The organism is Aeromicrobium sp. EU05-FHT14F07 (assembly GCF_058790455.1).
Map to the genome: position 1 here is coordinate 198,041 of NZ_JBYTCR010000002.1, position 18,266 is coordinate 216,306.

Sequence of the window (18,266 nt, forward strand, 5' to 3'; positions counted from 1 at the left end):
CGGACGGGTGGCCCGTCACAGCCGTTCGACGAGTGGTCGCGGTCGGCAGGTCCGGCGGCGGCAACCGAGGTGGTACCGCGGTCCTCACCAGGGTCGTCCTCGAGGCAGAGAACGATCCCTCCAGGAGCAGCCGCATGACGTACCCCAAGGCGCAGACGGGCCTCGACCAGCCCGCCGGCGACGTCCCCTCCACGCCACGCTTCCCCGACATCGAGGAGCGCGTCCTGGCGTACTGGAAGCAGGACGGCACCTTCCGCGCGAGCGTCGACGCGCGCGACGCCGGCGAGGACGGCTCGAACGAGTTCGTGTTCTACGACGGTCCCCCGTTCGCCAACGGCCTGCCCCACTACGGGCACCTGCTGACGGGCTACGTGAAGGACCTCGTGCCCCGCTACCAGACGATGCGCGGCCGCAAGGTCGAGCGTCGGTTCGGCTGGGACACCCACGGCCTCCCGGCCGAGCTCGAGGCGATGCGCCTCAACGGCATCAAGACGACCGACGAGATCGTCGAGATGGGCATCGACCGGTTCAACGAGGCGTGCCGCGCGTCGGTGCTGAAGTACACGGGCGAGTGGGAGGCGTACGTGACGCGCCAGGCCCGCTGGGTCGACTTCGAGCACGACTACCGGACGCTGAACCCGGAGTACATGGAGTCGGTGATCTGGGCGTTCAAGCAGCTGCACGAGAAGGGCCTCGTGTACGAGGACTTCCGGGTGCTGCCGTACTGCTGGAACGACGAGACGCCGCTGTCGAACCACGAGCTGCGGATGGACGACGACGTCTACCAGAACCGTCAGGACCCGGCAGTCACGGTCGGCTTCGAGATCACGACGCCGGGCGAGCTGCGGGGCGCGCGGCTGATGATCTGGACCACCACGCCCTGGACGCTCCCGAGCAACCTGGCCGTGATGGTCGGCACCGACATCGACTACGTCGCAGTCGAGCACGAGCCCGGCGGAGGTGCCGGGCCGCGGGCGGCGGGCGACACCGCGCGCCTCGTCCTGGCCGAGGCGCGCCTCGGCGCGTACGCCCGCGAGCTCGGCGAGGAGCCGACCGTCGTCTGGCGGGGCACGGGCGCCGACCTGGTCGGCCTGGTCTACGCGCCGCCGTTCTCCTACTACGCCGACCACGCGAACGCGTTCCGGGTGGTCGCGGCCGACGAGGCCGTCACGACCACCGACGGCACGGGGCTGGTGCACAGCGCCGGCGCGTTCGGCGAGGTCGACAAGGAGGTCACCGACCGCGAGGGCATCGCGCCGGTCATGCCGGTGGCGAAGGACGGCCGGTTCACGGAGCCGGTCAGCCACTACGCCGGCATGCAGGTCTTCGACGCGAACCCGCACGTGATCGACGACCTCAAGAACGGCACGGGCGCGGTCACGTCGGGCACGCTGCTGCTGCGTCGCGAGACCTACGACCACTCGTACCCGCACTGCTGGCGCTGCCGCCAGCCGCTGATCTACAAGGGCGTGGAGTCCTGGTTCGTCCGCGTGACGGCCTTCAAGGACCGCATGGTCGAGCTGAACCAGCAGATCCGCTGGGTGCCCGACCACATCCGCGACGGCCAGTTCGGCAAGTGGCTGGAGAACGCCCGCGACTGGTCGATCACCCGCAACCGGTTCTGGGGCTCCCCCGTGCCGGTGTGGAAGAGCGACGACCCGGCCTACCCGCGGATCGACGTGTACGGCTCGTTCGAGGAGATCGAGCGCGACTTCGGGACGCTGCCCCTCAAGGACGGCGTGCCCGACCTGCACCGTCCGTACGTCGACGACCTGGTGCGTCCGAACCCCGACGACCCGACCGGCCGGTCGATGATGCGCCGGGTGCCCGACGTGCTCGACGTCTGGTTCGACTCCGGCTCGATGTCGTTCGCGCAGAACCACTACCCGTTCGAGAACGGCGAGTGGTTCGAGGGGCACTTCCCGGCCGACTTCATCGTCGAGTACATCGGGCAGACGCGTGGCTGGTTCTACACGCTGCACGTGCTCGCGACGGCGCTGTTCGACCGCCCGGCGTTCGAGGCGTGCGTCAGCCACGGCATCGTCCTCGGCTCCGACGGCAACAAGATGAGCAAGTCGCTGCGCAACTACCCCGACGTCTCGGAGGTCTTCGACCGCGACGGCGCCGACGCGATGCGCTGGTTCCTCATGGCGTCGCCGATCCTGCGGGGCGGCAACCTGGTCGTCACCGAGCAGGGCATCCGCGACAGCGTGCGCCAGGTGATGATCCCGCTGTGGAACAGCTGGTCGTTCCTCGGGCTGTACGCGAACGCGGCCGGGTACGACGCCCGCCCGCTGGACGCGGCTCCGGCGGACCCGCTCGACCGCTACGTGGTCGCGAAGCTGGGCCGCTGGGTGCGCGAGATGACGGCGTACCTCGACGACTACGCGATCGCGGAGGCGTGCGAGTCGACGCGCGAGTTCCTCGACGTGCTGACGAACTGGTACATCCGGCGCTCGCGCGAGCGGTTCTGGCTGTCCGACGCCGAGGGCGAGCTCACCGACGAGCAGCGTGCGCCGTTCGACACGCTCTACACGGTGCTCGAGACGGTGTGCCGGGTCGTGGCGCCGCTGCTGCCGCTGGTCAGCGAGGAGATCTGGCGCGGCCTCACGGGTGGGCGCTCGGTGCACCTGACCGACTGGCCCGACGCCGACGCGTTCGTCGTCGACGACGCCCTCGTCGACGCGATGGACCAGGTGCGCGAGGTCTGCTCCGCGGGCTCGGCGCTGCGCAAGGCCGCGGCGCTGCGCGTGCGGCTGCCGCTGCCGCTGCTCGAGGTCGCGGTGCCCGACCCCGCGGGACTGTCGGGCTTCGAGGACGTGGTCGCCCGCGAGCTGAACGTGCGCGAGGTGCGCTTCGTCGCGGCCGACTCCGAGGAGGCCGCCGCGCACGGGCTGACGTCGCGGCTCACCGTCCACGCGCGCGTCGCCGGTCCGCGACTCGGCAAGGACGTGCAGCAGGCGATCAAGGGGTCCAAGTCGGGTGACTGGTCGGTGGCCGACGACGGCACGGTGACCGCCGGCGGCATCGCGTTGCAGGACGGCGAGTTCACCTTGGAGCAGGTGGCGGGCGGGTCCGGTGGGACGGAGATCGCGGTGCTCCCGCGCGGCGGCTTCGTCGCGCTGGACACGACGGTCACCCCCGAGCTGGAGGCCGAGGGGCTGGCGCGCGACGTCGTCCGCGGCGTGCAGCAGGCCCGCCGTGACGCCGGCCTGTCGGTCTCGGACCGGATCGTCCTGCACGTCGACGGCGACCCGGCCGTCCTCGACGCGGTCCGTGCCCACGAGGCGCTCGTGGCGGGCGAGACGCTCGCGACCGCGGTGCACCTGGGCGACCTGGCCGAGGGCACGAGCATCGACGTCACCGGCGCCACCGGCCGCGTCGCCGTGGCCCGGGCCTGACGCCCCTGGCAGCGAGGTGGGGAGATTCCCAGGTCGACCTGGGAATCTCCCCACCAGGCACGGGAATCTCCGCCAAGCACGGCTTGCTCTCCGCGCTTGGCTGAGCTTCCCGTGCTCCGCGGAGGTTCCCAGGTCGACCTGGGAATCTCTCGTCCGAGACGACGAAGGCCCCCACCGTGACGGTGGGGGCCTTCGTCGTGCTGGTCTCAGAGCGAGGCGTTGCTGTCCTCGTCGCCGAGCAGGGAGCGCAGGCGGCGGGGCGACCCGTCGTTCTGGCCCTGGTTGGCGGCAGCCGGCGTGTTCTCGTTCGCGGCGAGCTGGTCGAGCTGGCTCTGGAAGTAGTTCTTGAGCCGGGCCCGGTACTCGCGCTCGTAGGCCCGCAGGTGCTCGACCTCGCGCTGGAGCTCGTAGCGCTCCCGCTCGATGGCGGCGACGGCCTGCTGGCGACGCTCGTTGGTCTCCTCGTCGAGCTTCTGCGCGCGGATGCGGGCGTCGGTCTCGAGGCGGTCGGCCTTGCCGCGCGACTCGTTGGTCAGACGCTCGGCCTTGGTGCGGGCCTCGCCGACGATGCGGTCGGCCTCCTCCTTCGCCTGCTCCATGAGCTGGTCGGCGTTGGTGGACGCGATCTCGAGCAGGCGCGCGGCGGCGGTCGACGCCTCGCCGATGCTGCTCGCGCGGGTGGTGACGGGCTCGGGCGTGGCGGCCACGACCGGCGCGGGGGCCGGGGCGGGAGCGGGCTCGGGCGCCTTCTCGACGACCGGCTCGGGCTCCGGCTCGGGCTCGGGCTCCGGCTCGGGGGTCGGCGTCGGCGCGGGCTCCGCCTTGACGGCAGGGATCAGACCGGTGGGCTCGCCGGTCGAGGCCGCGGCGACCTTGGCGCGCAGCTCCTCGTTCTCGACGGTGAGTCGCTCCAGCTCGGCCTCGACCTCGTCGAGGAACTGGTCCACCTCGCCCATGTCGTAACCCTCGCGGAGACGTACCGGAGTGAAGCGCTTGTTGCGCACGTCCTCTGGCGTCAGGGGCATGAGTTCACCTCGTGTCGTGGTTTCGTCTCGAAGACTGTGGTTCTGACCCACCGTACTCGGTCACCGTTCACTGCTGCCACACGCGTCCCGTCCACGGACGCCGTGTGCTGTTCACCGACCGACGAGCGTGTTGTTCACGATCGCCTGGAGGATGTAGATCCCGATCAGGAGCACCATCGGCGAGAGGTCGAGCATGGCCGAGCCGAGGCGGACCGGAGGGATCACGCGACGCACGGCGCGCAGCGGCGGGTCGGTGACGGTGTAGATGCCCTCGCACAGCACGGCGACGAACCCGGTCGGTCGCCAGGACCGCGCCAGGAGCTGGACCCAGTCGAGGATGAGCCGTGCGATGAGCACGAGGATGCAGACGAGCAGGACGAAGCTGAGGACCTGCCCGATGGTGGAGAGCGCCATCAGACGTTGTTGTAGAAACCGCCCGCGGCGATGCGCTGCTTGTCCTCGTCGGTCACCTCGATGTTCTCCGGCGAGAGCAGGAACACCTTGGACGTGACCCGGTTGATCGTGCCGCGCACCGCGAACACGAGACCGGCCGCGAAGTCGACCAGGCGCTTGGCGTCGTCGTCGTCGATCTCGGAGAGGTTCATGATGACCGGCACGCCGGAGCGGTAGTGCTCGCCGACCGTGCGCGCGTCGTTGTAGGTGCGCGGCGTGACGGTCTCGATGCGGGCGAGCATCGACGGCGCCGGCTCGACGGCGCGGGGCGTGCGACGGTGGTCGTCGATCGACGCGACCTGCGCCCGACGCTCGGGGGCGCGCACCGCGGGTGCCCGCTCCTCCTCGCGACGGACGGCCGGCACCGGACCGGTGGGCTCGTCGTCGTACTCGTCGAAGTCAGCCTGCTCGACGAGGCCGAGGTACTCGCCTACTTTTCGCATTGCGCCAGCCATGATGTCTCCGTCGGGTGCGGGTGAGCGGGGGCTCGGAGGAAGAAGAAGGTGTCGGTGAACGACACTGGTGAGATTACCGGAGCGGAGGCCGCTCGCCGAGCACCGCGCGCCCGATCCGCAGGTGTGTCGCGCCCGCGGCGACCGCGTCCTCGAAGTCGCCGCTCATCCCGGCCGAGACGACACGGGCGTCGGGGTGCTGCGCGCGGACCTGCTCGGACAGCTCGCGCAGACGCTCGAAGACGGGCCGGGGCGCGACGCCGAGCGGGGCGACCGTCATGAGGCCGCCGAGACGCACCCGGGGCAGGTCGGCCACGAGGTCGGCGAGGGCGGGCACGTCGGCGGGGGCGGCACCGGAGCGTCCGGGGTCCTGCAGGTCGAAGTCGACCTGCACGAGCAGCACGAGGTCGCGGTCGGCCGCCTCGGCGCCCCGGGACAGCGACCGGGCGAGCTTCGCGCGGTCGACGCTCTGGACGACGTCGGCGTAGCGCGCCACGGCGCCCGCCTTGTTGGTCTGCAGACCGCCGACGAAGTGCAGACGCGGTGCGGCGACGCCGTCGGCCAGCAGCGACGGCAGCTCGGCGGCCTTGTCGCCGGCCTCCGGGTGGCGGTTCTCCCCCACGTCGGTGACCCCCAGCCCGGCGAGCGTGGCGACGTCAGAGGCGGGGTAGGTCTTGGTGACGACGATGGTGGTGACGTCCTCGACCTCGCGGCCGGCGGCTGCGCAGGCCTGCTCGACCCGGGCCCGCACCTCGGCGAGGTGGGCGGCGAGCTCGTCGCGGCGGCTCACCGGTCACCCCCTGCGGCCAGGACGACGACGCCGCCCATGCGACCTGCCCGCTCCCTCTGGCGACGGTGCGACCAGAACCGGTCGTCCTCGATCGTGCAGGCCCCGGCGCCGACGTCGTGGACGGTGACGCCGAGCGCCTCCAGCTGCGCGACCACCCCGGCACCGACGTCGACCGCCGGGGTGCCCCAGGAGGTCGTCGACCGGGTGCCCGGGACGGCGGCGGCGACCGCGTCGGCCAGGTCGGCCGGCAGCTCGTAGCAGCGACCGCACGCCCGCGGTCCGACCCAGGCGTGCAGCGGCGCGGTCGGCCCGTCGGCCACGACACGCTCGACCGCTCGGGGCACGATGCCGCGCACCAGCCCCTCCCGGCCGGCGTGCACCGCGGCGGCGACGGCTCCGTCCTCGCTGGCGAGCAGCACGGGCGTGCAGTCGGCGACCCGCACCACGAGCGCGACCTCGGGCGTCCGGGTCACGAGCGCGTCGGCGGTGGGGGTCGGCGTGCCACGGCCGACGAGCACCGCCTCGGGTCCGTGGACCTGGTGCATCGACACGACGTCCAGCCGGTCGTCGGTCCCTGCATCGGGTCCTCCGGCCACCGACAGCGCGGCCCGACGTCGTGCCTGTACCGACTCGACCGCGTCGGTGCGGCCGAGGTCGGTGGTGGCGTCCGTGAAGCCGACCTGCGCCCAGCCGAGGTCCTGGTGGAAGAACACGTCGTCGACGGTAGCGCGGGCGGGTGACGCCGGGCTCAGCGCAGGAAGTCGGGGATGTCGAGGTCGTCGCCGTAGGGCACCTCGCGCGGCTCGCGCGTGGGGACCGAGCGCGGGTCGCCCGAGGGCAGCGGGTCGGCCTGCGTCGACGAGGAGTACTTCTGCCCCGAGTAGGTCTCGGCGGTCGGCGGCGGCGTGCTCGGCGTGGCCGGCTCCTGTGCCGCCTGCTCCTTGAGCAGCGCAGGCTGCGAGGCGTCGCGCGCCTTGGGCTCGCCGCCGTCGAAGCCTGCCGCGATGACCGTCACCCGCACCTCGTCACCCAGGGCGTCGTCGATGACGGCACCGAAGATGATGTTGGCCTCGGGGTGGACCGCGTCGGCGACGAGACCCGCGGCCTCGTTGATCTCGAACAGGCCGAGGTCGGAGCCACCTGCGATCGACAGCAGGACACCGCGCGCGCCCTCGATGGACGCCTCGAGGAGCGGGCTGGAGACGGCCATCTCGGCGGCCACGGCCGCACGCTGCTCGCCCCGGGCCGAGCCGATGCCCATGAGGGCGGACCCGGCGTCGGACATGACGGACTTGACGTCGGCGAAGTCGAGGTTGATCAGGCCGGGGGTCGTGATGAGGTCGGTGATGCCCGAGACGCCCTGGTGCAGCACCTGGTCGGCCTGGCGGAAGGAGTCGAGGAGGCTGACGTTCGGGTCGCTGATCGACAGCAGGCGGTCGTTCGGGATGACGATGAGGGTGTCGACCTCCTCGCGCAGCGCCTGGATGCCCGCGTCGGCCTGGCCGGAGCGGTTGCGACCCTCGAACGTGAACGGACGGGTCACGACGCCGATGGTCAGGGCGCCGAGCGACCGCGCGATGCGCGCGACGACGGGTGCGCCGCCGGTGCCGGTGCCGCCGCCCTCGCCGGCGGTGACGAAGACCATGTCGGCGCCCTTGATGGCCTGCTCGATCTCCTCGGCGTGGTCCTCTGCGGCGCGCTTGCCGATCTCCGGGTTGGCCCCGGCGCCGAGGCCGCGCGTCGAGTCGCGGCCGACGTCGAGCTTGACGTCGGCGTCGCTCATGAGCAGCGCCTGTGCGTCGGTGTTGATGGCGATGAACTCGACGCCCTTGAGGCCGACCTCGATCATCCTGTTCACGGCATTGACGCCGCCGCCGCCGATGCCGACGACCTTGATCACGGCGAGGTAGTTCTGGACCGCCATGTGCGATGCCTTTCAGGAGGAGGGCTGGAGGGGGTCTCCCTCAAGTCTGAACGTGAACGTCAGGGTTATAGTTATGTCAACCTGCTGTCCGAGGATCACGCTACGCGGCGCGCGGACGCCGCCGCGGACGACACGCCGCGCGTCACGCCGCTCCTGGCTCACGCTCGTCGCTCGCCGCAGGCCCGGCGCGTCCGAGCAGGTCGGGGCGGCCGTCGGCGCTACTGGCGCGTGGTGGGCTGCTCGGGCGCGCTGACGTCGTAGCCCCGCGCGCGGATGCGCAGCAGCGCCCGCAGGACCTTGAGCTTCTGCTCGGGCTTGGCAGCACTCCCCCACGTGACCGTGCGGTCGCGCGAGAGCCGCAGGGTCACCGCGTCGCGGCTGGGCGCCTCGACCGCGCGGACGGCCTTCACCAGGTCGGGATCGTCCTTCTCGAGCCGGGCCACGACCGCGGCCGCGGCGACGACCGCCAGCTGGCGCTGCCGCGGGTCCGTGGCCGTGGTGCTGACCTCGACCAGGCCCCGGGGCGGCCGGCGCAGGGTCCGGTAGTCGATGCCGAAGCGGTCGAGGGCGCGCACGTCGCCGTCGACCCGGGTCCAGGCCACGGCCGTCCGCTCGGTGACCTCGACCCGGACGGTGCGCGGCCAGCTGCGCCGGACCTCGACCCGCTCCACCGCCGGCAGGCCCGCCACCCGCGCCTCGACGGCCGCGGTGTCGAGCCTCGCCAGGGGCGTGCCGAGACGGACGTCCGCGACCGCACGCACCTGCTTGACCCCGAGGGTCCTCGTGCCCTCCACCTCGACGTCGCGGACGCCGAGCACGTGCGAGAACCAGACGAGCCAGACGAGCACGCCGACGAGGACGACGGTGCCGACGCCCCCGGCCCAGCGGAGCAGCCGCTTCCGGCGGTCGCGTCGACGCCGCTCGTGGAAGCGCTGCTCGGTCATGCCCCGCCCGTCCCGCGGGAGCGCAGCGCGTCGAGCAGCCGCGGACCGACCACGGTCACGTCGCCGGCCCCGAGCGTCAGGACGAGGTCGCCGGGCCGCACCTGCGGGAGGAGGACCTCGTGGAGGTCGGCCACCGGTCCGCCGACGGAGGCGGGCGGGCCGTCGACCGCCTCGACCACGAGGGCCGACGTGACGGCGGGGTCGGGGTCCTCGCGGGCGAGGTACAGATCGGCCACCAGGACGAGGTCGGCGGCCGACAGCGCCCGGCCCATCTCCGCCCCGTACAGGCGGGTGCGGCTCACCAGGTGCGGCTGGTAGGCCACGACGAGCCGCCCCTCCCCCGCGATCGACCGGGCCGCCGCGAGGTCGGCGCGGATCTCGGTCGGGTGGTGGGCGTAGGAGTCGTAGACGACCACGCCGTCGACCTCGCCGAGCCGCTCCATCCGTCGCCGGGCGCCGCCGTAGGCGGCCAGCCCCTCCACGAGGGACTCGGCCGGGTGCCCGAGGCGCAGGCCCACGGCCAGCGCGAGGAGCGCGTCCTGGGCGTAGTGGGCACCGGGCACGGCCAGGCGGACCGGCAGGCCGGCGAGACCGAGCCCGTCAACGACGAAGGTCGTCGCCCCCGCGACCACCTGCACGTCGCGGGCCCGCAGGTCGTGACCCTCCCCCAGTCCCGTGGTCACGACGTCGAGCCCGCGGGCGGACCCGGCAGCGGCCAGGTCAGCGGCGCCCGGGTCATCGGCCCCGAGCACGAGCACCTCGTCGACCGTGCCGACGAACTGCTCGAACGCGGCTGCGTAGGCCTCCTCGGTGCCCCAGGTGTCGAGGTGGTCGGCGTCGACGTTGGTCACCACCGCGAACGCGGGGTCGTAGTGCAGGAACGCGCCGTCGCTCTCGTCGGCCTCCGCCACGAGGACGTCGCCGGTGCCCAACCGCGCGTTGGTGCCGAGGCTCGCGACCTCCGCGCCGATCGCGAACGACGGCTCGGCTCCGGCGGCCACGAGGGCGCAGGTCAGCATGGCGGTGGTGGTGGTCTTGCCGTGCGTGCCCGCGACCGCGACCGTGCGGCGGTCGGTCATGACCGACCGCAGGCCGGCCGACCGCGGCCAGAGCCGCGCGCCCGACGCCGCCGCGGCCACGACCTCGGGGTTGTCCTCGCGCACCGCGGTGGACACGATCACGGTGTCGGCGCCCTCGACGTGCTCCGCCGCGTGCCCGACGTGGACCGTGATGCCCTCCTCGCGCAAGGCCCGCACCACGGCGCCGTCCGCGGCGTCGCTGCCGCTGACGGTCACGCCCTGCTGGGCGAGCAGGCGCGCGATGGCGGACAGCCCCGCCCCGCCGATGCCGACGAGGTGGACCCGGCCGAGGCCCTGCGGGCCGGGCACGTGGTCGGGTACGGGAACCCTCATCGGGCGAGCTCTCGACCCGCGGCGGCCAGGACCATGCGAGCGAGCCGGGCGTCGGCGTCGCGCGGCACCAGGTCGGTCGCCGCCGCCGACATGACGGCCAGGCGCTCGGCGTCCTGCACGAGCGGTACGACGACCTGGTCGACCCAGGCGGGCGTCATGGCCTCGTCGTCGATGAGCAGCCCGCCGCCCGCCTGCACGACGGGGTGCGCGTTGAGCGCCTGCTCGCCGTTGCCGATCGGCAGCGGGACGAACGCGGCGGGCAGGCCGACCGCTGCCACCTCGGTGACGGTGTTGGCCCCGGCGCGGCAGACGACGAGGTCGGCCGCGGCGTAGGCGAGGTCGATGCGGTCGATGTACTGCTCCACGACGTACGGCGGGGCGTCGTCGGGGCGGTCGAGCACGACCTCCTCGGGGCGTCCGGCGGCGTGGAGCACCTGGACGCCGGCCTCGGCGAGGTCACGTGCCGCACCGCTGACCGCCTGGTTGATGCGGCGGGCCCCCTGCGAGCCGCCCGTGACGAGCAGCGTGGGCCGGTCGGGGTCGAGCCCGAAGTGCGCGCGGCCCTCGGCGCGCGCGGCGGCCCGGTCGAGCCCGGAGATCTGGCGCCGGATCGGCAGGCCGACGTACTGGCCGTGCCGCAGCGGCGTGTCGGGGAAGCTGGTGGCGACGTGGTCGGTGAAGCGCGCACCCAGTCGGTTGGCGATGCCCGGCTTGGCGTTGCCCTCGTGCACGACCAGCGGCACGCCACGACGTCGGGCCACGAGGTAGGCCGGGACCGAGACGTAGCCGCCGAAGCCGACCACCACGTCGGGCTGGACGCGCTCGAAGACGTCGTGGGTGGCCCGCACCGCTGCGCGGAGGCGTCCCGGCACGCGCAGCAGCGCGACGCCGGGGCGTCGGGGCAGCGGGACCGGCGGCACCAGCTCGAGCGGGAACCCGGCCTCGGGGATGAGGGTGGTCTCCAGGCCCCGTGGGGTGCCCAGACAGGTCACGTCGACCCCCTCGTCGCGCAGCACGGCGGCCGTCGCGAGGAGCGGGGAGGTGTGGCCGGCGGTGCCACCGCCGGCGAGGAGTGCACGCACGGTCAACGCCTCCGGGCGGCGCTGCTGCGCGCGCGGCGCGCCTTGCCGGCGGCCAGCGCGCGGGCGGCGCCTGGTTCGGTGGTGGCGCAGCGCAGGAGCACGCCGCAGCCCACCAGGGTCACGAGGACGCTCGAGCCGCCGTAGGACAGCAGCGGGAGCGGGATGCCGATGACGGGCAGCAGCCCGAGCACCATGGCGATGTTGATGGCCGCCTGCGCGGTGATCCACACCGTGACGCCGGCCGCGGCGTAGCGCGCGAACGGGTCGCGGCTGCGCGTGGCGATGCGGACGCCCGCGACGGCCAGCAGCACGAAGAGGACCAGCACGACGAGGCTGCCGAGCAGCCCGAGCTCCTCGCCGACGACGGCGAGGATGAAGTCGGTGTGCGCCTCGGGGAGCGAGCCCCACTTCTGCCGGCTGCCACCCAGCCCGACACCGCCGAAGCCGCCGCGCGCGAAGCCCATCATCGCGTGGACGGCCTGGTAGCCGTCCTTGTCGGGGTCGGCCAGCGGGTTCAGGAAGCTCAGCATGCGCGCCACGCGGTGCGGCGCGGTGGCCACGAAGAACACGAGCAGCACGCCCACGAACGCGACGATCGCGCCCAGGAAGCGTCCCGGCAGGCCGACGACCCAGAGCATGCCGACGATCACGGCGAACAGCACGAGGGCGGTGCCGAGGTCGTTCTGGGCGACGACCAGAGCGGCGCAGAAGCCGGCGACGAGCGTCATCGGCAGCAGCACGAGCCGCGGGTTGTCGAGGTGCTTCTGGCGGCGCGCGTAGTGGTCGGCGATCCAGAGCACGAGGGTCAGCTTGAGGAACTCCGACGGCTGCAGGCGGAACCCGGCTGCGACGGGGATCCAGTTGGTGTTGCCGTTGACCTCGACGCCGACCCCGGGGATGAAGGTGGCGAGCGTGAGGGCGATGGAGACCAGGAGCCCCGGCAGGATCAGGCGACGCAGCAGCGTCATGGGCATGCGCGTGACCGCGTAGGCACCGGCCAGACCTGCGGCCGCGAGCACGAGCTGGCGCTGCACGATCGCGAAGGAGCTGCCGTAGACCTGCAGCGAGAGCACCGAGCTGGCACTGAGCACCATGATCAGGCCGAGGCCGAGGAGCAGCGCCGTGGTGCCGAGGACGAGCTGGTAGGACGCGAGCGGGCGGTCGAGCAGGCGCTGCGCGCCGGCGACCGCGCTGCCGGACGAGCGCGGCGACTTGTCGGTGGTGCTCATCGCAGGCTCACGCGGTGGGCAGCCGGCGCACCGACGCGGCGAAGGCGTCGCCCCGCGCGGCGTAGTCGCGGAACTGGTCCATGGACGCGCACCCGGGCGCCAGCAGCACCGTGTCACCCGTGCGCGCGAGGGCGGCCGCTGCCGCGACGACGTCGTCCATGAGGCCATCCTCCCCGCCGACGACCTCCGTCACGGGCACATCCGGCGCGTGTCGGGCGAGCGCCTCCGCGACCACGGCGCGGTCGGTGCCGATGAGCACCACGCCGCGCAGCCGCTCGCGGGCGGCCTCGACGAGCTCGTCGAAGCGGGCGCCCTTGGCGAGTCCTCCCGCGATCCACACGGCCGACTCGACGCCGCGCAGCGAGGCGAGCGCCGCGTGGGGGTTCGTGGCCTTGGAGTCGTCGACGTAGCGCACGCCGTCGACCTCGGCGACGAGGTCGGCGCGGTGCGGGCCTCGTCGGAAGCCGCGCAGGCCGTCGCGCACGGCCTTCGGCTCGACCCCGTGCGCGCGGGCGAGCGCCGCGGCGGCGAGCGCGTTGGCGACGGTGTGCGGCGCGTCGTCGGGCAGGTCGGCGACCGAGCCGAGCTCGGCGGCGCTGGTCTGGCGGTCCGGCGCGAAGGCACGGTCGGCGAGCAGGCCGTCGACGACGCCGAGCATGCCGGGTGCCGGCACCCCGAGGGTGAACCCGATCGCCCGCGCACCCTCCTGCACGTCGGCGTCGCGCACGAGCTGCTCGGTGCGGGGGTCCTCCACGTTGTAGACGCACGCCCGCTCGACGTGCTCGTACACGCGACCCTTGGCGTGGGCGTAGGCGTCGAGCGTGCCGTGCCAGTCGAGGTGGTCGTCGGCGATGTTGAGCACGGCCGACGCCTCGGCGGCGAGCGAGGAGCTCCAGTGCAGCTGGAAGCTGGAGAGCTCGACGGCGAGGACGTCGAGCGGCTCGGGGTCCATCACGGCCTCGACGACGGGTCGTCCGACGTTGCCGACCGCGGCGCTGCGCAGGCCGGCGGCACGCAGGATCGCGTCGAGCATCTGCACGGTGGTCGTCTTGCCGTTGGTGCCGGTGACGCACAGCCACGGCGGCGCGTCGGGGCCGCGCAGGCGCCACGCGAGCTCGACCTCGCCCCACACGGGGACGCCGCGCTCGGCGGCGGCGCGCAGCGCGGGCGACTCCGGACGCCAGCCCGGCGAGGTGACGACGAGGTCGACGTCCTCGGGCAGCGTGGCCGTGGCGCCCGGCTCGAGACGCAGCGTGACGCCGAGCGTCTCGAGCAGCGTGGCCTGCTCGGCGCGGGCCGACCCGTCGTCCGGGACGCGCTCGTCGACGACCGTGACGCTCGCCCCGAGGTGCTGCAGGGTGTCGGCCGCGGCGAAGCCGCTGACGCCGAAGCCGGTGACGACGGCGCGCACACCCGTCCAGTCGTCGCCGACGCCGAGGGTCTCGACGTCGCGACGCGGCTGCTCCGTGCTCATCGGAAGGCGAGCCATTCCCAGTAGAAGACGCCCAGACCGGCGGCCACGCACAGCCCGCTGATGATCCAGAACCGGACGACGATGGTGATCTCGGCCCAGCCGAGCAGCTCGAAGTGGTGCTGCAGGGGGGCCATGCGGAAGATCCGCTTGCCGCCGGTGGCCTTGAAGTACGCGACCTGCAGGATGACCGAGAACGTGATGGCGACGAACAGGCCGCCGATGATGACGAGCAGGAGCTCGGTGCGGGTCATCAGCGCGAACCCGGCCATCGCGCCACCGAGGGAGAGCGACCCGGTGTCGCCCATGAAGATCTTCGCCGGCGAGGCGTTCCACCACAGGAAGCCGAAGCAGGCCCCGGTGATGGCCGCGGCCACCACCGCGAGGTCGAGCGGGTCCCTCACCTCGTAGCAGCGGCTGACCTGCTCGGTGGCGCAGCTCTGGTTGTACTGCCAGACGTTGATCACGACGAACGCGCCGAAGACCATCACCGAGGCGCCGGTGGCCAGGCCGTCGAGGCCGTCGGCGAGGTTCACGCCGTTGCTGGCGCCCGCGATCATCAGCAGCACCCAGACGACGAGCAGGACGGTGGGCAGCTGCGTGCCCGGGATGTCGCGCACGAAGGAGATCGCGTGCGAGATGGGGGTGCGTCCGTTCTCGTCCTCCCAGCCGATGGCCAGCACCGCGAACACGAGCCCGACGAGCACCTGGCCGATCATCTTGGCCTTGCTGCGCAGCCCGAGGCTGCGCTGCTTGGAGATCTTGATGTAGTCGTCGAGGAAGCCGATGAGCCCGAGCCCCGCGAAGAGGAACAGCAGCAGCAGGGCCGAGGCGCTGGGCGGGTAGCCGGTGACCAGCTTCGCGATCGCGTAGGCGAGCAGCGACGCGAGGATGATGACCGTGCCGCCCATGGTCGGCGTGCCGCGCTTCACGTGGTGCGAGGTGGGGCCGTCGTCGCGGATCAGCTGCCCGTAGCCCTTCTTGACCAGCACGTTGATGGCCACGCGCGTGCCCAGCAGGGTGCCCACGAGGGCGAGGGCTGAGGCGATCAGGACGGCGAGCATGCGGGCGGTGGTCCTCTCGGGGGGGTCGGGGCTGGGCGCGAGCGGGCTGGTCGGGCGGGGCTGGTCGGGCTGGGGTGGTCCGGGTCGAGTATGCCGGTCAGGGCTCGAGCAGGCGCGTCGTGACCCGCTCGAGGCGGGCACCTCTCGATGCTTTCACGAGGACCGCGTCGCCCGGCGAGAGCCACGCCCGGAGCGTGTCGAGGGCCACGTCGACGTCGGGCACGGCGAGGCCGACGTCGCCGGCACCCTCCGCGATGCCGCGCGCCCCGTCGCCGACCGCGACGACGAGCGACGTCCCGAGCTCCGCCGCGGCACGCCCGACCTCGACGTGCCGGGCGTGGGCGTCGGCGCCGAGCTCGAGCATCTCCCCCAGCACCGCCACGCGGCGCTGCGCACCGAGCCCCGCGAGCGCCTCCAGCGCCGCACGCACCGACTCGGGATTGGCGTTGTAGGAGTCGTCGAGCACGACGACGCCGTCGGCGCGCTCGTGCCGCTCGAGGCGCTGCGCGGTGGCGGGTGCGTAGTCCTCGAGCGAGGTGCCTGCCACGGGCAGCCCGAGCCCGGAGAGCAGCGCGAGCGCGGCTGCGGCGTTCGACGCCTGGTGCACCCCGAGGAGCGGCACGTGCGTGGTCCAGCGCTCGGCCCCGTGCTCGAGCACGACGTCGGGCTCGCCGCGGTCGTCGAGCGTCACGTCGACGATGCGCACGTCGTCCGGTCCCTGGGCGGCGCGGCCGAACCGGACGACCTCGCAGCCCGCCGGAACGCGAGGCTCCATGGCGTCGACGCGCACGTCGTCGGCGTTGAGCACGGCGGTGCCACCAGGTCGCAGCCCTTCGACGATCTCGCCCTTGCCGATCGCGATGTTGTCGACCGACCCGAACTCCCCCACGTGGGCGCTGCCGACGTTGAGCACGGTCGAGACGTGCGGCGGCGCGACGCGACACAGGCGTGCGACGTGCCCGATCCCCCTGGCCCCCATCTCGACCACCAGGTAGCGGGTGGCCAGGTCGGCCCGCAGGACGGTTAGCGGGACGCCGAGCTCGTTGTTGTAGTTGCCGGCCGTGGCGACCGTGGGCCCGACCCGGCCGAGGAGGTGGGCCAGGAGGTCCTTGACGCTGGTCTTGCCCTGGGAGCCGGTGAGCGCGACGACCTGGACGTCGAGCAGGTCGAGGACGTGCCGGGCGAGCCGACCGAGGGCGTCGGTGACGTCGTCGACGACCACGGCCGGTGCCTCGACGGGTCGCGAGGCGAGCACGGCGACCGCGCCGCCCTGCAGGGCGGCGCCGACGAAGTCGTGCCCGTCGACCCGCTCCCCCGCCAGCGCGACGAAGAGCCCGCCGGGCGTCACGGCACGCGAGTCGAGGGTGGCGGGTCCGGTGACGACGACGTCGCCGTCGCCGTGCACGACGCCGCCGACGGCCTGGGCGATCGCGGCGAGGCTGAGGGGGATCATGCGTGCTCCTCGATCAGGCGACGCAGCACCTGGCGGTCGTCGAACGGGTGGACGACGTCGCCGATCTCCTGACCCTGCTCGTGCCCCTTGCCGGCCACCACGACCGTGTCCCCGCGTCGTGCGGCGGCGACCGCGTGGGCGATGGCGTCGCGTCGACCGGCGACCTCCACGACCTCGGCGGCCCCGCCCTCCGCACCGGCGAGGACGGCCCGCCGGATGGCCGCGGGGTCCTCGGTGCGCGGGTTGTCGTCGGTGACGACGACGAGGTCGGCGTACCGGGCGGCGACCTCGCCCATGAGAGGGCGCTTGCCGAGGTCGCGGTCGCCACCGGCGCCGATGACCACGACGAGCCGGCCGGGGGTGACCGGACGCAGCGCGGTGAGGACGGCCTCGACGGCGTCGGGCTTGTGCGCGTAGTCGACGACGGCGGTCCACTCCTGCCCGGCGTCGACGCGCTCCATCCGGCCGGGGACGCCGGGGCTGGTCGCGATGCCGGCGGCGAGGTCGGCCGGGTCGTGGCCGACCGTGGCGAGGGAGGCGATGACGGCGAGCGCGTTGGCGACGTTGAACACGCCGGGCAGCGGCACGTGCAGGTCGAGCTCGAGCCCGTCGGGGCCGAGGACCTCCAGGTCGGTGCCGAGCCGGTGGGGGCGGACGTTGGCGGCGCGCCAGTCGGCGACGCGGCCGGCGGTGGAGAATGTGGTGACGGGGAGCGGGGTGAGGTCGACGAGGCGCCGGCCGTGCTCGTCGTCGACGTTGACGACGGCCCGCTGGGCGTGCTCGGGGGTGAAGAGGCTGGCCTTCGCCGCGAAGTAGTCCTCGAGGTCGCGGTGGAAGTCGAGGTGGTCGCGCCCGAGGTTGAGGAACGCGGCGACGTCGAAGGCGAACCCGTCGACGCGGCCCTGCACCAGGGCGTGGCTCGAGACCTCCATGGCGCAGAGCCCGACCTGCTCCTCGCGCATGACCGCGAACAGCGCCTGGAGGTCGGGCGCCTCGGGGGTGGTGAGCGCGGAGGCGGCGGGGACGCCCTTGACGCGGGTGCCGATGGTGCCGACGACGGCGCTGCGGGTGCTGCCGACGGCGGACTCGGCGAGGTAGGTGGTGGTGGTCTTGCCCTGGGTGCCGGTGATGCCGAAGGTGGTGAACGCCCGCGTGGGGTGGTCGTGGAACCAGGCGCTGAGCTCGGCGAGCCGCGCGCGGGGGCGGTCGACGACGACGGTGGGCAGGCCTGCGGTGCGGGTGGCACCGTCGGCGTCGGTGAGCACGGCGACCGCGCCGGCGGACGCGGCCGCGGCGGCGAAGTCGGCGCCGTGGACCCGGCTGCCGGGCAGGGCGGCGTAGAGGTCACCCGGCTGCAGGGTGCGGGTGCTGAGGCTGATGCCGGTGACGACGGGGTCCTCCCCCGTCGCCGGCGGGACGTCGAGGTGTCGCGCGACATCGCCGAGCGTGCGCCGCGCCACCTCGCGTGGCCGGGTCCGCATGGTCGTCGGGAGGTCCTCGCTGTCGGTCACCGGTCCAACGTAGCGACTCCGCGCCATCCCCTCACCCCACCCCGGAACCCGTTCC

At 73.4% G+C, this 18,266-nt stretch carries 15 protein-coding genes; 1 reads left to right on the forward strand and 14 read right to left on the reverse strand.

Annotation, left to right across the window (positions count from 1 at the left end; genetic code table 11):
• The first annotated feature begins 134 nt into the window (after positions 1-134).
• Positions 135-3,401 carry an isoleucine--tRNA ligase gene (ileS, locus tag AC3WRM_RS03270; RefSeq protein WP_492247156.1) on the forward strand — a complete coding sequence of 1,089 codons (3,267 nt, stop codon included), beginning with the start codon at positions 135-137 and terminating at the stop codon, positions 3,399-3,401.
• A 206-nt stretch (positions 3,402-3,607) separates the two neighbouring features.
• On the opposite strand, the gene AC3WRM_RS03275 is transcribed toward ileS, so the two are convergent.
• The 14 genes from AC3WRM_RS03275 to AC3WRM_RS03340 form a co-directional block, all read right to left on the reverse strand.
• Positions 3,608-4,426, reverse strand: a complete 819-nt coding sequence (locus tag AC3WRM_RS03275) for a DivIVA domain-containing protein (protein WP_492247155.1) — start codon at positions 4,424-4,426, stop codon at positions 3,608-3,610.
• A 111-nt stretch (positions 4,427-4,537) separates the two neighbouring features.
• Positions 4,538-4,840, reverse strand: a complete 303-nt coding sequence (locus AC3WRM_RS03280; protein ID WP_067858255.1) for a YggT family protein — start codon at positions 4,838-4,840, stop codon at positions 4,538-4,540.
• The gene (locus AC3WRM_RS03285) at positions 4,840-5,334 is read right to left on the reverse strand and encodes a cell division protein SepF (RefSeq protein WP_492247154.1); all 495 of its coding nucleotides are present in this window, start codon (positions 5,332-5,334) and stop codon (positions 4,840-4,842) included. Before AC3WRM_RS03285 ends, AC3WRM_RS03280 begins: the two co-directional genes overlap by 1 nt.
• 73 nt (positions 5,335-5,407) lie before the next feature.
• Entirely contained in the window at positions 5,408-6,121 is a 714-nt protein-coding gene (locus tag AC3WRM_RS03290; protein WP_492247153.1) for a YggS family pyridoxal phosphate-dependent enzyme, read from the reverse strand.
• Positions 6,118-6,834, reverse strand: a complete 717-nt coding sequence (locus tag AC3WRM_RS03295) for a purine nucleoside phosphorylase YfiH/LACC1 family protein (RefSeq protein WP_492247152.1) — start codon at positions 6,832-6,834, stop codon at positions 6,118-6,120. The genes AC3WRM_RS03290 and AC3WRM_RS03295 overlap by 4 nt, the downstream gene beginning before the upstream one ends.
• A 35-nt stretch (positions 6,835-6,869) precedes the next feature.
• Positions 6,870-8,045, reverse strand: coding sequence for a cell division protein FtsZ (gene ftsZ, locus AC3WRM_RS03300; RefSeq protein WP_492247151.1), 1,176 nt, complete (start codon positions 8,043-8,045; stop codon positions 6,870-6,872).
• A gap of 218 nt (positions 8,046-8,263) precedes the next feature.
• Positions 8,264-8,989, reverse strand: a complete 726-nt coding sequence (locus tag AC3WRM_RS03305) for a cell division protein FtsQ/DivIB (protein WP_492247150.1) — start codon at positions 8,987-8,989, stop codon at positions 8,264-8,266.
• The gene (gene murC, locus AC3WRM_RS03310; protein WP_492247149.1) at positions 8,986-10,401 is read right to left on the reverse strand and encodes a UDP-N-acetylmuramate--L-alanine ligase; all 1,416 of its coding nucleotides are present in this window, start codon (positions 10,399-10,401) and stop codon (positions 8,986-8,988) included. The genes AC3WRM_RS03305 and murC overlap by 4 nt, the downstream gene beginning before the upstream one ends.
• Complete coding sequence (gene murG, locus AC3WRM_RS03315) at positions 10,398-11,483, reverse strand: undecaprenyldiphospho-muramoylpentapeptide beta-N-acetylglucosaminyltransferase (protein ID WP_492247148.1); 1,086 nt, start codon at positions 11,481-11,483, stop codon at positions 10,398-10,400. The genes murC and murG overlap by 4 nt, the downstream gene beginning before the upstream one ends.
• A 2-nt stretch (positions 11,484-11,485) precedes the next feature.
• The gene (gene ftsW / locus AC3WRM_RS03320; protein WP_492247147.1) at positions 11,486-12,712 is read right to left on the reverse strand and encodes a putative lipid II flippase FtsW; all 1,227 of its coding nucleotides are present in this window, start codon (positions 12,710-12,712) and stop codon (positions 11,486-11,488) included.
• 7 nt (positions 12,713-12,719) lie between these two features.
• Positions 12,720-14,186: a UDP-N-acetylmuramoyl-L-alanine--D-glutamate ligase gene (gene murD, locus AC3WRM_RS03325; protein WP_492247146.1), complete on the reverse strand. Its 1,467-nt coding sequence runs from the start codon at positions 14,184-14,186 to the stop codon at positions 12,720-12,722.
• Positions 14,183-15,247 carry a phospho-N-acetylmuramoyl-pentapeptide-transferase gene (mraY, locus tag AC3WRM_RS03330; RefSeq protein WP_253026624.1) on the reverse strand — a complete coding sequence of 355 codons (1,065 nt, stop codon included), beginning with the start codon at positions 15,245-15,247 and terminating at the stop codon, positions 14,183-14,185. The genes murD and mraY overlap by 4 nt, the downstream gene beginning before the upstream one ends.
• A gap of 97 nt (positions 15,248-15,344) precedes the next feature.
• Positions 15,345-16,700 carry a UDP-N-acetylmuramoyl-tripeptide--D-alanyl-D-alanine ligase gene (locus AC3WRM_RS03335; protein WP_492247145.1) on the reverse strand — a complete coding sequence of 452 codons (1,356 nt, stop codon included), beginning with the start codon at positions 16,698-16,700 and terminating at the stop codon, positions 15,345-15,347.
• Positions 16,697-18,211, reverse strand: coding sequence for a UDP-N-acetylmuramoyl-L-alanyl-D-glutamate--2,6-diaminopimelate ligase (locus tag AC3WRM_RS03340; RefSeq protein ID WP_492247144.1), 1,515 nt, complete (start codon positions 18,209-18,211; stop codon positions 16,697-16,699). The genes AC3WRM_RS03335 and AC3WRM_RS03340 overlap by 4 nt, the downstream gene beginning before the upstream one ends.
• Positions 18,212-18,266: the final 55 nt, after the last annotated feature.

Coding starts and splice junctions, on each gene's coding strand:
- AC3WRM_RS03285 (WP_492247154.1), bottom strand. CDS start 5,334: ATGGCTGGCGCAATGCGAAAAGTAGGCGAGTACCTCGGCCTCGTCGAG.
- murC (WP_492247149.1), bottom strand. CDS start 10,401: ATGAGGGTTCCCGTACCCGACCACGTGCCCGGCCCGCAGGGCCTCGGC.
- AC3WRM_RS03335 (WP_492247145.1), bottom strand. CDS start 16,700: ATGATCCCCCTCAGCCTCGCCGCGATCGCCCAGGCCGTCGGCGGCGTC.
- AC3WRM_RS03275 (WP_492247155.1), bottom strand. CDS start 4,426: ATGCCCCTGACGCCAGAGGACGTGCGCAACAAGCGCTTCACTCCGGTA.
- ileS (WP_492247156.1), top strand. CDS start 135: ATGACGTACCCCAAGGCGCAGACGGGCCTCGACCAGCCCGCCGGCGAC.
- AC3WRM_RS03280 (WP_067858255.1), bottom strand. CDS start 4,840: ATGGCGCTCTCCACCATCGGGCAGGTCCTCAGCTTCGTCCTGCTCGTC.
- mraY (WP_253026624.1), bottom strand. CDS start 15,247: ATGCTCGCCGTCCTGATCGCCTCAGCCCTCGCCCTCGTGGGCACCCTG.
- ftsW (WP_492247147.1), bottom strand. CDS start 12,712: ATGAGCACCACCGACAAGTCGCCGCGCTCGTCCGGCAGCGCGGTCGCC.
- murD (WP_492247146.1), bottom strand. CDS start 14,186: ATGAGCACGGAGCAGCCGCGTCGCGACGTCGAGACCCTCGGCGTCGGC.
- AC3WRM_RS03305 (WP_492247150.1), bottom strand. CDS start 8,989: ATGACCGAGCAGCGCTTCCACGAGCGGCGTCGACGCGACCGCCGGAAG.
- ftsZ (WP_492247151.1), bottom strand. CDS start 8,045: ATGGCGGTCCAGAACTACCTCGCCGTGATCAAGGTCGTCGGCATCGGC.